16 protein-coding genes are annotated in these 13,880 nt (G+C 52.7%); 6 read left to right on the top strand and 10 right to left on the bottom strand.

Annotated features, from left to right (window positions below; translation table 11 throughout):
* Positions 1-84 precede the first annotated feature (84 nt).
* The 8 genes from ptsN to FIU95_RS15155 form a co-directional block, all read right to left on the bottom strand.
* Entirely contained in the window at positions 85-549 is a 465-nt protein-coding gene (gene ptsN / locus FIU95_RS15190; RefSeq protein WP_305848669.1) for a PTS IIA-like nitrogen regulatory protein PtsN, read from the bottom strand.
* Positions 550-840: a ribosome hibernation-promoting factor, HPF/YfiA family gene (hpf, locus tag FIU95_RS15185; RefSeq protein ID WP_152454569.1), complete on the bottom strand. Its 291-nt coding sequence runs from the start codon at positions 838-840 to the stop codon at positions 550-552.
* Between the two features lie 181 nt (positions 841-1,021).
* On the bottom strand, positions 1,022-2,479 hold the full coding sequence (locus tag FIU95_RS15180) for an RNA polymerase factor sigma-54 (RefSeq protein WP_152454568.1): 1,458 nt from the start codon (positions 2,477-2,479) through the stop codon (positions 1,022-1,024).
* Positions 2,480-2,672: 193 nt separating this feature from the next.
* Positions 2,673-3,398, bottom strand: coding sequence for an LPS export ABC transporter ATP-binding protein (lptB, locus tag FIU95_RS15175; RefSeq protein ID WP_152454567.1), 726 nt, complete (start codon positions 3,396-3,398; stop codon positions 2,673-2,675).
* An 86-nt stretch (positions 3,399-3,484) separates the two neighbouring features.
* Positions 3,485-4,042: a lipopolysaccharide transport periplasmic protein LptA gene (gene lptA / locus FIU95_RS15170; protein ID WP_152454566.1), complete on the bottom strand. Its 558-nt coding sequence runs from the start codon at positions 4,040-4,042 to the stop codon at positions 3,485-3,487.
* The gene (gene lptC, locus FIU95_RS15165; RefSeq protein ID WP_152454565.1) at positions 4,029-4,595 is read right to left on the bottom strand and encodes an LPS export ABC transporter periplasmic protein LptC; all 567 of its coding nucleotides are present in this window, start codon (positions 4,593-4,595) and stop codon (positions 4,029-4,031) included. Before lptC ends, lptA begins: the two co-directional genes overlap by 14 nt.
* A complete protein-coding gene (locus FIU95_RS15160; RefSeq protein ID WP_371416928.1) occupies positions 4,595-5,134 on the bottom strand; it encodes a KdsC family phosphatase in 540 nt (179 codons plus the stop codon). Before FIU95_RS15160 ends, lptC begins: the two co-directional genes overlap by 1 nt.
* A gap of 60 nt (positions 5,135-5,194) precedes the next feature.
* Positions 5,195-6,166 (bottom strand): KpsF/GutQ family sugar-phosphate isomerase, encoded by a 972-nt coding sequence (locus FIU95_RS15155; protein ID WP_152454563.1) that lies wholly within the window; start codon positions 6,164-6,166, stop codon positions 5,195-5,197.
* 409 nt (positions 6,167-6,575) lie between these two features.
* On the opposite strand from FIU95_RS15155, the gene FIU95_RS15150 reads away from it, so the two are divergent.
* The 6 genes from FIU95_RS15150 (at position 6,576) to FIU95_RS15125 (ending at position 12,078) form a co-directional block, all read left to right on the top strand.
* Positions 6,576-7,229, top strand: a complete 654-nt coding sequence (locus FIU95_RS15150) for a phospholipid-binding protein MlaC (protein WP_152454562.1) — start codon at positions 6,576-6,578, stop codon at positions 7,227-7,229.
* A gap of 87 nt (positions 7,230-7,316) precedes the next feature.
* On the top strand, positions 7,317-7,550 hold the full coding sequence (locus FIU95_RS15145; RefSeq protein ID WP_152454561.1) for a BolA family protein: 234 nt from the start codon (positions 7,317-7,319) through the stop codon (positions 7,548-7,550).
* Between the two features lie 42 nt (positions 7,551-7,592).
* Entirely contained in the window at positions 7,593-8,855 is a 1,263-nt protein-coding gene (gene murA, locus FIU95_RS15140; RefSeq protein WP_152454560.1) for a UDP-N-acetylglucosamine 1-carboxyvinyltransferase, read from the top strand.
* A 59-nt stretch (positions 8,856-8,914) separates the two neighbouring features.
* Positions 8,915-9,550, top strand: coding sequence for an ATP phosphoribosyltransferase (gene hisG, locus FIU95_RS15135; RefSeq protein WP_152454559.1), 636 nt, complete (start codon positions 8,915-8,917; stop codon positions 9,548-9,550).
* 14 nt (positions 9,551-9,564) lie between these two features.
* Positions 9,565-10,872, top strand: coding sequence for a histidinol dehydrogenase (gene hisD / locus FIU95_RS15130; RefSeq protein ID WP_152454558.1), 1,308 nt, complete (start codon positions 9,565-9,567; stop codon positions 10,870-10,872).
* 42 nt (positions 10,873-10,914) lie between these two features.
* Positions 10,915-12,078 (top strand): hypothetical protein, encoded by a 1,164-nt coding sequence (locus tag FIU95_RS15125; RefSeq protein ID WP_152454557.1) that lies wholly within the window; start codon positions 10,915-10,917, stop codon positions 12,076-12,078.
* A gap of 18 nt (positions 12,079-12,096) precedes the next feature.
* Here FIU95_RS15125 and FIU95_RS15120 read toward each other — a convergent pair whose 3' ends face one another.
* Both FIU95_RS15120 and FIU95_RS15115 read right to left on the bottom strand, forming a co-directional pair.
* Positions 12,097-12,540, bottom strand: a complete 444-nt coding sequence (locus tag FIU95_RS15120) for a nuclear transport factor 2 family protein (protein WP_152454556.1) — start codon at positions 12,538-12,540, stop codon at positions 12,097-12,099.
* A gap of 27 nt (positions 12,541-12,567) precedes the next feature.
* On the bottom strand, positions 12,568-13,710 hold the full coding sequence (locus FIU95_RS15115; protein WP_172975421.1) for a trypsin-like peptidase domain-containing protein: 1,143 nt from the start codon (positions 13,708-13,710) through the stop codon (positions 12,568-12,570).
* Positions 13,711-13,880 lie beyond the last annotated feature (170 nt).

The following is a 13,880-nucleotide window of genomic DNA, read 5'->3' as shown; positions in this document are numbered from 1 at the left end:
ATGGTGTTTTTATTCCTAACGGTAATTTAAGGAGTGATTCAGTAGAATCTCAGTTGTTACCAGAATAAAAGTACAAAACCAGAATCAGGCTGCTGCGGCAGAATCTATGGCTAGGGCGTAGAGCTCATCACTACTTTCGGCTTTTCTCAACTTATCCCGGACTTGGCTGTTGGAAAAAAGCGCAGCGATTTCTGCCAGTGTATCCAGATGTTGTTGCTCTGAATCTTCAGGGACGAGTAGGACAAAGAGTAAGTCGACAGGTTGCCTATCGATAGCGTCGAAATCTATGGCGGGTTCGATTGTGCAAAGCACGCCTATAGGTTGCTCACAGCCAGGAAGACGGCAGTGAGGTATGGCTACCCCCTCGCCAATACCCGTCGAACCCAGGCGCTCCCGAGCGATCAATTGGTTGAATGTTGTGTCGGAGTCATGCTGTGGATATTGTTCGGCGATGGCTTGGGCAATATTGAGCAGCAATTTCTTTTTGCTGCTCCCCGCCAGGTGGCAAAGGCTTAGGCGGGGAGAAAGTAAAGCTTCCAGTGTCATAATTCAGCGGTGGTTCTGCAACTTCTCTTTGTGTTTTTTCAGTTGGCGGTCCAACTTATCTGTAAGCGCATCGATGGCTGCGTACATGTCTTTGTCTTCCGAACCCGCACAGAGGTCGTGACCATTGATATGTACTCGGGCTTCAGCTTTCTGGATCAATTTATCTACAGATAGAATAACTTGCGCGTTGGTTATGTTGTCATAATGCCTTGAGAGCTTTTCCAGCTTGTTCTCACAGTAGTTGCGCATTGGTGAGCTAACGTCGACGTGGTGACCACTAATGTTGATCTGCATGGATTTCTCCTTACCAGGTGCATCACAATACGGCGAGCCTCCTTTCGGGTCGCAACCCTACTAGGAAGTGGCCCAGAATGGAAGGATACACTCAAAGTTTGGAGTTCGGTTGCGAAGACGTAGCAACTGACGCCAGGTTATGACTTGCTCCGCCTTTTTGGTCGCGCCCGGTATGGGCAAATTAAACTAGGCGCTTCCTTTCACTGGAGGAGGGGATACCCATTGATTCGCGATACTTGGCTACTGTGCGGCGGGCTACTTTGATGCCCTGCTGGTCTAGTTCCTGGGTAATTTTATTGTCGGATAGCGGCTTGCGTGGCGTTTCCGAATCAATCAGCTTTTTGATCAGGGCGCGAATGGCGGTTGAGGAGGCATCTTCGCCGGAGTCTGTGCTCACGTGACTTGAAAAGAAATACTTGAGTTCAAACACACCACGGGGTGTGAGCATGTACTTTTGGGTGGTTACCCGGGAGATGGTGGACTCGTGCATGCCAATGGACTCGGCAACGTCTGCCAGCACCATGGGGCGCATGGCTTCTGGCCCCTCCTCAAAAAAGCCTTGCTGCTTTTCGACAATACAGTTGGCGACTTTCAGCAGGGTTTCGTGGCGACTCTGCAGGCTCTTCATAAACCAGCGAGCTTCTTGCAGATGGTCCCGCAAAAAGTTGTTATCTCTGGAGTTATCCGCACGCTTAACCATTGAGGCATAGTGATTATTGATTCGAATCTTGGGAGTGATCTCTCCATTCAATTCTACTTGCCAGCGCAGGGCCTTGCGGGAAACGATGATATCCGGGATTACATAGTCCGGCTCCTGCCCGCCAAAGCTCTCTCCCGGATTCGGGTTTAGTGTCTGGATGAGGCGAATGGCCTCGCCGAGCTGGGCCTCGTTAAGGCGTGTGCGCCGACTCAGCTGGCGAAAATCTCTTTTACCGAGCAAGTCTAAGTGTTTTTCAATGATGCTTTGCGCTTGGTCGAGCCAGGGGGTGGTTGGCGGTAACTGTTGCAGTTGCAATTGCAGGCATTCTTTTAGCTCCCGAGCCCCACAGCCGGCAGGCTCGAACTGTTGGATGGCCTTTAAGACTGCCAGTACTTCATCTTCATCTACAGCTAATGAGGAGGCAACATCCTCTATTGAGGTGCCCAGGAGGCCGCTGGGGCTTATGCTGTCAATCAGGTTTTCACCGATCCACTTATCCTGCTCGGATAAAGGGGTCAGGTTCAGTTGCCAGCGCAGGTGGCCTTGTAAGTCGACAGAGATGGAGTTGCGTTCGTAGCTGAGGGTATCCAGCTCTGGGTTTCCGCTGTGACTGGTGTAGATATCATCCCATCGGGAGTCGACAGGAAGCTCGTCGGGAATTGCCTGGTCCCAGTCCCCCTCAGCAAGCTCTCGTTCCTCAGCCGCTTGTGAAGTATTGTCCTGCACCCGCTCTGATTCGTGCTCAGTCAGAGATTGGCCATTCTCCACCTTTGAGGGTTGTTCCTCGCTATCCGCCTCCAGCATTGGATTGCTATCCAACGCCGCCTGAACCTCCTGCTGAAGGTCAAGGGTAGACAGTTGCAGAAGGCGGATCGCCTGTTGCAACTGGGGAGTCATAGTCAGTTGTGTGCCGAGCTTGAGCTGGAGTGACTGCTTCATAGTGGAGAGCCGCTGGCCGATAAGACAGTGTTTAGATCAATTTGTCCTAAGATGGCGCAGACTACCCCTCCCTCTAATTTATTACAAGCAATAAACGTGCCGATCCAGTGATAGATGTTAGACTCGAGGTGGCTGAAGTATGAGGAATTAAGCTCAAATTGAAAAATTTAAGGATAGGGATTGCCGCTTCATCTTAAATGGTAAATTCATGTCCTAAATAAACTTCCCGAACCTGCTGGTTGGCAAGAACATCTTCTGGTGTGCCTTCAGCGATTATGTGGCCCTCGCTGACAATGTAGGCGGTCTCGCAAATATCGAGGGTCTCGCGCACATTGTGGTCGGTAATGAGTACTCCGATATCTCGATCCCGCAGGTGGCGGATGATTTCTTTGATATCGTTTACCGATATGGGATCCACGCCGGCAAAAGGTTCGTCTAACAGGACAAAACTGGGATTGGTGGCCAGGGCGCGGGCGATTTCTACTCTGCGGCGCTCGCCCCCAGAGAGTGCCATGCCCAAGCTCTGCTCAATATGGGTAATGTTAAATTCCTCAAGCAGGGCTTGAGCCTGTTGCTGTCGCTCGGCTCGCGAGAGGTCTTTGCGGGTTTCTAGGATGGCGAGAATATTGTCTTTTACGCTCAGGCGGCGAAACACGGAGGCTTCCTGGGGAAGATAGCCGATGCCTTTGCGTGCGCGCCCGTGCATAGACAGTCGGGTAATACCTTCATCGTCGATCATCACCCTGCCTGCATCGGCCTGAACCAGCCCGGCAATCATATAAAAACAGGTGGTTTTACCGGCGCCATTAGGGCCTAGAAGCCCGACAACCTGTCCGCTGGAAACACTGACGGTGACATCCTGGACAACTTTTCTTTTTTTATACTGTTTCGCGAGGTGTAACGCTTTGAGCGTTGGCATAGTGTGTACCGAAATCTATCCATGCCGCGGGCAGAGTGATGCCCGCCGGTGCAAATAATATCTGTTGCTTAGCGCCTGAGTGAAAGTTAGGGGGCTTGCTGCCCTTGGTTATCACTGGCGCCTTGCGGGTTCTCTTTCTTCTCGGGCTTCCATGTCATTTCTACGCGCCCCTTACCTGTTTGCCCTTTGGCACTCATTTGTTCGGTAGAGAGATCGTAGTCAATTTTTTCTGCGGCCAGTGTATTGCCCTCACGGTCAACGTGGGCCTTGCCTGTGAGCTGCAGTTCCTCAGAGCTCACCTGGTAAACAATACGTTGGGCTCTAGCTTTGACGGGATTTTCGCCCTGAAGAATCTTTTGTTGGAAATGCGCGGGCTTGCCTACGGCTATGACGCGACTGATCTCTTTTTCTGGAGTGAAGTAAACCTCGACGCGGTCAGCCTGAATTTTCAGCGAACCCTGAGTGATAACAACATTGTTGCTATATACCACCAAGTTATTGTTGAGGCCGGCATTCATTGCATCAGAACTGATGTTGATCCGCTGTTGGCGATCTTCTGGCAGTGCAACAGCCGTTGAAGCTATGAGCGCTAGTGCGGTAATAGCGGAGATTCTTAGCAAGTGGCGGTATTTAGTCAGTGTCATAGATGCTCTTTACGTCGGATAGGATTTCCATCCGGTCTTCATTCAGGTAAGCGCGCATACCCTTACCCGTTGTGCGGTTAGGGCCAGAGCTAATAGTAACAACTTTGTCTGTCTCGGCGAATTCCTTCGCGGGCAGAATTGTAATGCTCGATGTTTCCAATTTGATACCGCCAGGGGCGGGTAGTTCATCAATTACGACATCGCCATCCAAGACTACTCGTTCACCACGATTGTAAGCGACCCCTTTGCGGGACTCGGTACGCCACTTCGGCTGGTCATCCTGGTAAAAGAGCATGCGGGGTTCCGCCAGGTCTGCCCGGTCACGACGTTTAAACTGGTAGTAGGTAATCTGATCCGCATCTACCCGGTAGGCGAGATTTCCCTCCTCATTGAAGTGCCGTGTCTTAGCATTTCGGATGATCAGTTCTGCGGCCTTGTCATGCTGCTGGGGGGTTGGTCGTATCCCCAACAGCTGATCGGGCGGGCTTTCCGAAAGCCACAGGCCAACACTGATTAGCGATACTACTAATAGCAGCGGCAGCCAGGTGCGCATTATTGCTCTCCAATATAGGGGGCGAGAGCCGAGTCAAAGGTTCCCTGCGCCTGCATGATTCGATCACAGGCTTCGCGCACAGCGCCTTCTCCGCCGCGAGCTCGGGTTACCCACAGAGCGCGCTCCCTGACGGGGGCTGCGGCATTGGGAGGAGCTATGGGGCAGCCGATGCGTGTCATCACCAGGAGATCCGGATAGTCATCGCCGATGTAGGCGATATCTTCTAAGCGGCAGGGTTCCTCTGCAAAAAGTTCCTGCAGCGCGGTAAATTTGTCTTCGCGCCCTTGAATCAGTTTATTGATGCCCAAGTCGTGAGCGCGGCGCTCTACCACGGAGCTGCGCCGCCCTGTAATAATGGCTACGCGAACCCCGGAGTTTTGTAGCATCTTAATGCCGTGTCCGTCGAGGGTGTTAAAGGTTTTCAGCTCATTGCCATTGTTGTCAAAATAAAGTTTGCCGTCGGTGAGGACGCCATCTACATCCAAAACCAGCCAGCGTACTTTCTGCAGAGCCGCATTTAATTCTTTTTCTGAAACCACCAGAATTTTCCTTAAAATGTAAATAGGGCACTAACGTGCCCCGAAAATTAATTTAATCTTTCAGATTACGCCGGCGCGCAGTATATCGTGCATATGTAGTACGCCTATTGGGTGGTGGGTTTTATCCTCTACGACGAGCGCGGTGATTTTATAATCTTCCATAATACGCAGTGCTTCCGCAGCCAAAGTCTCGGCGGATACCGTTTTAGGGCGGCGGCTCATCACTTGATCCATAGTGGCCTTATCCAGCTCGATCTTGTGGTCGATCACGCGGCGCAAGTCCCCGTCGGTAAAGACACCGAGTAGTTCTCCCTTTGGATCGACAATGGTAGTCATACCAAACCCTTTGCTGGTCATCTCCAGCAAGGCTTTGGACAATAGAGTGTCTGGTTGGACCTGGGGCAGTTCTTCCCCGGCATGCATGACATCTTCCACCTTGAGTAATAGTCGCCGGCCAAGGGCTCCGCCTGGATGGGAGAAGGCGAAGTCTTCCGCGGTGAAGCCTCTTGCTTCAAGCAAGGCCACCGCCAGAGCGTCGCCCATGACCAGAGTGACGGTGGTTGAGGAGGTTGGCGCCAAATTAAGAGGGCAGGCTTCAGTTTGCACTGAAATATCCAGATTGACTTCTGCTGCCTGCGCCAATGGGGAGTCAGTCTTGCCTGTCATGCTGATCATGGGGATGCTCAGGCGCTTTAACAGTGGCAGTAAAGTCAGTACTTCTGCGGAAGAGCCCGAGTTTGAGATGGCGATCACCAGATCGTCCCGGGTGATCATTCCCAGGTCTCCATGGCTCGCTTCTCCAGGATGAACGAAAAAGCTAGGAGTACCAGTGCTGGCGAGGGTGGCGGCTATTTTGCGTCCGATGTGCCCCGATTTGCCCATACCCGTTACAATAGTGCGGCCGGGACATTGCAGGATCATCTCACAGGCGCGCTGGAAATTGCCGTTGATCCTTTGTTCCAGTGCGGCGACAGCTTCCGTTTCCATTCGAACGGTGCGCTTCCCAGCTTCCGTTATTAATTCTCGGGTCATTAAGTGCCTCTGCTTGCTCACTACTAATTTACTAACCTTTTAGCTATCGAAGGTATCTGTGATAACTCTCTTTGCCCTGCTTTCTCTGGGCTTTCACGCATAAGTCGCAGGTGTCACGCTTTGTTATTGTCGAAGCTGACCCTGCGATTGTCGTTCTAATCTATATTATTATGAACAGCTTAAAAGCGTGTAGGAAGGCTGGTCGATAGGGGATGCCAAATGACACGCTCGTACACTGCCACACCACCGGGCGCGGTCATGGTATAGTCTGCCGCCGCTGCTGTCAGCTATGTCACTCAGCGGATGAACGACAAATCCCCACTTCTGGGGAGAAATGCCAGCAGTCTCGTCATGGCACTTATTTACGCTGTGTGCGTCCAAGGAATGATTTGCTAATTGGAGAGTATTTGTGAATACATCATTTTGGATTGGTCGGTACGGGTTTTCCCGATGGCTAAGATTTGTACTTTGCGCAGCATTGGTGTCTGCTGTGGTCCCCGCTGCGAATGCCGATCAAAACCCTTATGTAATGATTGAGGGGGTTTCCCAAAAGCTGCTGGGTGTCATTCGCTCAAATGCCCAATATGCCAACTCTGACCCGCAGAGGTACTACAACGCCGTTGAGGGCGTGTTGACCCCGGTGGTGGACTTTGACTTTATTGCGCGCGGTGTTATGGGGCGTTATGCCAAGCAGGCTACCGCGACCCAACGCTCCCGCTTTGCCAGCACTTTCCGTCGGGACCTGGTGGCAACATTTGCCCGCGGTGTGGCGAATTTTGGCGACCTCGATGTGAAAGTGGTAAACCCTGGGACTTTACCTAGCGGTAACCGGGTTAATGTTTTGCAGGAAGTGCGCAGCAAGGAAGGTATCACCAAAGTCTCCTACACCCTGGTGCGCAACCGTGCAGGTGAGTGGAAACTGATCAACGTTATCTTGAATGGCGTTAATTTAGGTAAAACTTTCCGCAGCCAGTTTTCCCAGTCTATGCAGTCCTACGGGGATATCGATAAGGTAATCTCCAACTGGTCCGCCGGGCAGGATGTTGCCGATAAAGTGAGCTAGTCGGCGAACTTCAGGGTGCGCAGCTGCGCACCCTCCTCGATTCAAGTACACTTGCGTGCTGTTTTTCAACTAACGCAAATCCCTCCTATGCAACCAGATGAAATCAAAGCCCTCATTGAGGGTCATATCCCCGAGAGTAATGTCGACGTCGCCTTTGAAGGTAGTCACCTGATGGTAACTGTGGTGAGTAGTGCTTTCGAAGGTCTGAGCCGCTTGAAAAAGCAGCAGCTGGTTTATGCCGCGCTAAATGACAAAATTGCTGACGGCACCTTGCATGCCGTGCAAATGCAGACCCTTACTCCAGAAGAAGCCAGTCGATAACCTGTCGCCTGTATCCAGGCGACCCCCGAAATATGAGACCGAATGGATAAGTTAATAATAGAGGGTGGTAGTCCAATTTCCGGCACCCTGCGAATCTCTGGTGCAAAGAATTCTGCACTGCCAATTTTGGCCGCAGCACTTTTGGCTGATGGTCCGGTGCATATTCACAACCTGCCACACCTTAATGACATCACTACGATGATTACCCTGCTGCGCTGTATGGGGTGTGATATCACGGTTGATGAGAAGCTGGGTGTAGAAATAGACCCCCGTTCGGTCAACGATCTGACGGCGCCCTACGAGTTGGTAAAAACCATGCGCGCCTCGATTTTGGTGTTGGGCCCGCTGCTGGCCCGCCACGGTGTCGCCAATGTCTCTTTCCCCGGTGGCTGCGCTATCGGCAGTCGCCCGGTGGATATCCACCTGAAAGGGTTAGAGGCGATGGGCGCCGAAATAACGATTGATGGTGGCTTTATCCGGGCCCGCTCTAACGGCCGTCTTAAAGGCGCCAATATCGTTATGGAGAAGGTCACTGTAGGCGGTACGGAAAACCTACTGATGGCCGCGGTCTTAGCCGAAGGCACCACGGTATTACACAACGCAGCGCGCGAACCCGAGATCGTCGATCTGGCGGAATTCCTGATTGCCATGGGTGCTCAGATAGAAGGTGTTGGCACTGACACCATGCGTATTCACGGTGTTCCCAAGCTGGCTCCATGCACCTTCAGTGTTATGCCAGATCGTATCGAAACCGGTACCTTCCTCGCAGCGGCGGCTGCAGCTCGCGGCAAGGTTCGCCTTCTACACACGCGCGCGGATATCCTCGATGCAGTACTGTTAAAGTTTGAAGAGGCGGGAGCGCATCTGAGCTGCGGTGACGACTGGATTGAGTTGGATATGAAGGGTAATCGCCCCAAGGCGGTCAGCTTCCGTACCGCACCTTACCCGGCGTTTCCCACTGATATGCAGTCGCAGTTTACCGCTATGAATGCCGTCGCCGAGGGCAAGGCCGCAGTGGTGGAGACCATTTTTGAGAATCGCCTGATACAAGTACACGAGTTGAATCGTATGGGCGCGGATATCACTCTTGAGGGCAATACGGCGTTTGTCACCGGTGTCGAAAAGCTTAAAGGGGCACCCGTGATGGCTTCGGATTTACGCGCTTCGGCAAGTTTGGTGATTGCGGGAATGGTGGCTGAAGGTACTACCACGGTCGATCGTATTTACCATATCGACCGGGGTTATGAGTGTATCGAGGAAAAATTACAGCAACTGGGGGCGAATATTCGCCGAGTGCCTGGTTAGCAAATTGAGGCGGCCGCCTTTTGCTAAGGGCGGCCCTCGAAAATAAGCCGGCTTTAATAATGACTATGCAAATCACTATCGCCCTGACCAAGGGGCGCATCCTGCAAGAAACTCTACCTTTACTCGCAGCGGCGGGCCTGGAACCACTCGAAGACCTGGGGAAAAGTCGTAAGTTGATCTTCCCTACCAACTGCGAGGGGGTGCGCCTGCTCCTCCTGCGCGGTGTTGATGTTCCTACTTATGTGCAGCATGGCGCCGCGGATATGGGCGTTGCCGGCAAAGATACTCTGCTGGAGTATCGCGCCGATGGCATCTATGAGCCCCTGGATTTGGGTATCGCTCGCTGTCGTTTGATGACTGCGGGAGTGAAGGGGGCTGCCCTGCCAACAGGGCGGATCAAAGTGGCGACGAAATTTGTTGAGAGCGCCAAGCGTCATTATGCGGCTCAGGGAAGGCAGGCAGACATCATTAAATTGTATGGTGCCATGGAGCTAGCACCGCTGATGGATCTGGCCGATGAGATTGTGGATATTGTCGATAGCGGTAATACCTTAAAGGCCAATGGCCTGGAGGCCCGCGAAATGATCGCACATATCAGTAGTCGCTTGATCGTCAATAAGGCTGCAATGAAGATGAAGTATCAGCCCATTAGTGAGCTGATCGAAAAGTTGTCGGCGGCTGTCGCGCAAAACTAGAAGATTTTGAAGTTATGACTAGCAAGGTTATTCGCCGGCTGAATGCCACTGACACAAATTTTGATGGGCAACTAAAGCAACTGCTCGCTTGGGAGGCAGTCGCCAATGAGCGGGTTGAGGCAACGGTTGCTGAGATCCTGCAGCAGGTGCGCACTCGCGGTGATGCTGCGGTTATCGAATACACCAATCGCTTTGACCGTCGTCATCTTACTCAGGCAGAAGACTTTTTGTTAACGCCGCAGGTACTGGGTGAGGCCCTTAGGCGTATCGGCTCAGAGGAGCGCGAAGCCCTGGAAATATCCGCCCGGCGCGTGCGCGAGTATCACGAGCATCAGAAGCAGGAGTCCTGGCGTTATACCGAGGCAGATGGCACGGTACTCGGCCAACAGATTACCCCGATGGAACGCGTTGGCATTTACGTGCCCGGTGGCAAAGCCAGTTATCCGTCTTCTGTGTTAATGAATGCTATACCGGCCAAGGTAGCTGGTGTGGATTCAGTGACCATGGTGGTTCCAGCTCCTGAGGGTGAGATCAGTGATTTGGTATTGGCCGCAGCGGCTATTGCCGGGGTGGATCGAGTACTCACTATCGGTGGCGCACAAGCCGTGGCTGCGCTGGCCTATGGCACCGAGACAATTGCCCCGGTAGATAAGATAGTCGGTCCTGGCAATATTTATGTGGCTAGCGCTAAGCGCTCGGTCTTTGGTCATGTGGCGATCGATATGATCGCTGGACCTTCGGAGATTTTAGTTATTTGTGATGGCGCTACCGATCCGGACTGGATCGCAATGGATTTGTTGTCCCAGGCCGAACACGACGAACAGGCACAATCCATCTTGTTGTGTCCCGATGCTGAATTTCTCGATGCGGTGGAGTCCTCTCTGCAACGTCAGCTGGCAGAATTGCCACGCGCATCAATAGCGGCCAAGTCTCTTCTCGATCGCGGTGCTCTGATCCTGGTGGATTCCCTTGAGCAGGCAATGAAAATCTCCAACCGCATTGCTCCCGAGCATTTGGAAGTTTCCGTAGCCGATCCAGAATCTCTACTACCGAAAATTCGCCATGCCGGTGCGATTTTCCTGGGCCGCTATACTGCAGAAGCTCTGGGGGACTATTGTGCTGGCCCCAATCATGTATTACCTACCAGTGGTACAGCGCGATTCTCTTCGCCCTTGGGTGTTTACGATTTTCAGAAGCGCAGTTCGATTATTTTTTGTTCTCCGCAAGGAGCCGATCAGCTCGGTCGTGTGGCTGCCACTCTCGCACGGGGTGAGGGGTTGGAAGCCCATGCTCGATCTGCCGCCTTTCGGGTCAAGAAGTAAGCGTTCACCTTGTTGCAGTATCTGGCACCAGTAAGGTACATCATGCGTAAACTATTTCTGTGTTTGGCCGTCCTGTCGTTGTTTGGTTGTGTGACAACTGATGAAAATAACGTGGCAGAGTATGCTAATGCGGAGCAAAGTCTTCCCTCTTTATCCCTCTTTGCCAAGATGCCTGAAGAGGATTTTGAACGGCGCTGTAATGACTATTCTGAAAGCTCTTTACTTAAACACTGCCAATACGATGTAGTGGATTACACGGAATTGTTTAACGAGTTGGAGGCCTCCACCGTTTTTCATTCTGTGCATTTCGGCAATGACGATGTTCCCTATCAATTATTGGTAAGCTCAGCTGGATATTCCGAAGAGGGTATAGGGGATATCGGTGAGGCGGTGATTGCTGGTGCCACCATGATGCTGGCTCCTGTGCGAACTACCCGGGACATCCATGTAGATGCAATCTTGACTTGGCATGGCCTGCCCTTAAAGCGCTACCAACTGGAATTTCCATTCACAACAACAATCAGTCTGTTGAGCTCTCCTGCCAATGCGAAGCGAGATTTAGCCAAGGTGGTTGCAGCTCAGTTGATATCGCATTTGCAAGGCGATGGGGCAATGGAGCCGGAATATCTCTATCAGTCAATTGGGGCGAGTGATTACCACGGGACTCTTAATTTGCCTGAGTCGGTCGGCGAGTATGTGAGCAATCCGCTGGTGCTTGCCAGTCATCCTTTATTTGGTGTCCAGACACGCTATGTGCACCGTCAATTTCAGTTCGACTCGGTCGATGTGTTTGTCTACCCAATCCCAAATTGGGAATGGGGGGATCTGCAGCTTGCACAGGTGCGGGAGTTGGATAGGGTTCGCCAGGAGTTGCACTTAGTGGAGAAAGAGGCGCAGTGGCAGGCGCTGGATCTCAACGAAGAAGCCTCTGAAACCTGGTATGTCGAGGGGCAGGATCTGCCTGTAACCAGGCTCTCAGGTTATTTTCTTGCCGCAGACGGGGAGCGCTTTGATACCCACACCTATCTATTTGTGCGCCAGGATAAGTTTATTAAGGTGCGAGCCTCTTTTTCCGGTGAGGGGAGAGGTAGGGAAGAAGTTGAGGCTTTTGCACGGGGATTAATTGCCAAGGCGAATGTTCCTAGTGAGTCCCGTTTTATGGCCAATGTTCGTGAGAGCTGGCGCGAGAGGCAGGCCGGGAACTAGCCTCGCCCGCGCAGTCCACTAATTTTTTGGCTTGCTCCCTTCTTCGGGAATTTGGGTTGCCTGCCAGGCGAGCACATACCAATCTCCCTGGCGTTTTACAAAGGTGCCCGTGTTGAAGTAATAATTTTTCTCCCCTTTGTCGCTATCGTTGGCTACCAATTTGAATGCCACTACTGCCGTATCTCCCAGCAGGCGGATATCGACATCTTCCGCAGCGTAACTTACCGTCATCGGCTCATCTGCGCCCTTTTCCATGCCCTGCATGATTTGCTCTTTGCCAAATCGCTTGCCTGCGGAGCTGGTGTAGATAAGGTCCTCGGCCCAAAAGCGTTGATGGGCTTCTGCATTGCTAGCGGCATTGTCGATAAAGTGGTGCAGCAGTTTTTGGAGCTCCTCCCTGTCATCGGCTCTAGACTGTGCGGCTGCCAAAACCAGGAGAAGGGATAGCGTGATTGCGCGCATAACTTGGCTTCCTTGCTTCTTAAAGGATTACTCTGCGGGGGTTGTCGTATCTGGTTTGACTGACACTGTCGCCTCCACGGTATGGGATGCCCCCTCACGAGTGAAAGTGATGGAGATGGTGTCTCCAGGTCGCAGGGTGGCCATGGTGGCTTCGCCCTGTTTTCCATCGCCTATAGGCAGCCCATCGATATGGGTGATCACGTCCCCGGGCTTGAGCCCAGCATTGTGGGCAGGGCTTTCATTGTAGATAGCAGTGATCATAACCCCTCCGGTGGAGGCGAGGTTGAACTCCTTGGCCATCTGTGGGCTGATCGCGCTGGCCTCAATGCCTAACCAGCCGGGTACAACACGGCCGTAGGCGATGATGTCCTGCATCACTTTGAAGGCGATATTGGCGGGAATAGCAAAGCTGATTCCGCCGGAATAGCCAGACTGGTTCAGGATTGAGGTGTTGATACCGAGCAGGCGCCCACGGGAATCCACCAGTGCCCCGCCAGAGTTGCCGGGATTCACTGCTGCGTCAGTTTGCAGGAAGTTCTGCAGGTGGCTGCCAGTGCCGGAGTTTTCCAGGTGGCGCCCTTTGGCACTGATAATGCCTTGGGTCACAGTTTGACCGACTCCAAAGGGGTTGCCGATTGCCAGTACCACATCACCTACCTGGGCAGCTTCGGGCTCGCCAACCGAGATAGAAGTGAGGCCGTCCAGTTCAATTTTCAAAACCGCAAGGTCAAAGTCAGCATCACTGCCAACCATGCGCGCCTGCGCCTCGCGACCATCGGCCAGCAGAATGACGATCGCGTCTGCCTGGTCGACCACATGGTGGTTGGTGAGAATATAGCCATTGTCACTGACGATAACCCCGGAGCCCAGGTTTGACTGCATGCGCTCTCTTTGTGGGACGTTCATGTTATCGAACAAACGGCGAAAAAGGGGGTCATTAAATAACGGGTGTTGCCGCTGTGGCAGGGCCATGCGGGTATAAATGTTGACTACGGCGGGCCCAGCCATATTCACCGCCTGGGCATAGGATACCGGCCCCTGCCAATCCTCCTGGAAGGGTTTGGGGTTTACGCCACGCAGTTGCGGAAATATAACCAATAGCAGGGCGGCCATAGCCAAGCCGATCAGGGCAGGCAGGGCCCAATCCTGTAAAAAGCGATTTTGGGACACTCGAGACTCCTCTTTGCGCTGATTATACACACGTCTTGTTGGGGATTCGCCGAGAAGGGAGCCTGCTGTTGTTTTGTTAGTGCCACAGCGGAATCGATGAAGAGTTATTCGGAGTGTGTAAAGTAGGTGCTCAGCCATAGCCTCCATGAGTGGGCCGCTGTAATGCTTAT

It is taken from the genome of Microbulbifer sp. THAF38 (genome assembly GCF_009363535.1).
GTDB lineage: Bacteria > Pseudomonadota > Gammaproteobacteria > Pseudomonadales > Cellvibrionaceae > Microbulbifer.
This window is presented reverse-complemented; position numbering and strand designations above follow the sequence as displayed.

Excerpts from the sequence above, each read along its gene's own strand:
- hpf (WP_152454569.1), bottom strand. The coding sequence starts at position 840 with ATGCAGATCAACATTAGTGGTCACCACGTCGACGTTAGCTCACCAATG.
- FIU95_RS15180 (WP_152454568.1), bottom strand. The coding sequence starts at position 2,479 with ATGAAGCAGTCACTCCAGCTCAAGCTCGGCACACAACTGACTATGACT.
- lptB (WP_152454567.1), bottom strand. The coding sequence starts at position 3,398 with ATGCCAACGCTCAAAGCGTTACACCTCGCGAAACAGTATAAAAAAAGA.
- lptA (WP_152454566.1), bottom strand. The coding sequence starts at position 4,042 with ATGACACTGACTAAATACCGCCACTTGCTAAGAATCTCCGCTATTACC.
- lptC (WP_152454565.1), bottom strand. The coding sequence starts at position 4,595 with ATGCGCACCTGGCTGCCGCTGCTATTAGTAGTATCGCTAATCAGTGTT.
- FIU95_RS15155 (WP_152454563.1), bottom strand. The coding sequence starts at position 6,166 with ATGACCCGAGAATTAATAACGGAAGCTGGGAAGCGCACCGTTCGAATG.
- FIU95_RS15145 (WP_152454561.1), top strand. The coding sequence starts at position 7,317 with ATGCAACCAGATGAAATCAAAGCCCTCATTGAGGGTCATATCCCCGAG.
- murA (WP_152454560.1), top strand. The coding sequence starts at position 7,593 with ATGGATAAGTTAATAATAGAGGGTGGTAGTCCAATTTCCGGCACCCTG.
- hisG (WP_152454559.1), top strand. The coding sequence starts at position 8,915 with ATGACTATGCAAATCACTATCGCCCTGACCAAGGGGCGCATCCTGCAA.
- hisD (WP_152454558.1), top strand. The coding sequence starts at position 9,565 with ATGACTAGCAAGGTTATTCGCCGGCTGAATGCCACTGACACAAATTTT.
- FIU95_RS15125 (WP_152454557.1), top strand. The coding sequence starts at position 10,915 with ATGCGTAAACTATTTCTGTGTTTGGCCGTCCTGTCGTTGTTTGGTTGT.
- FIU95_RS15120 (WP_152454556.1), bottom strand. The coding sequence starts at position 12,540 with ATGCGCGCAATCACGCTATCCCTTCTCCTGGTTTTGGCAGCCGCACAG.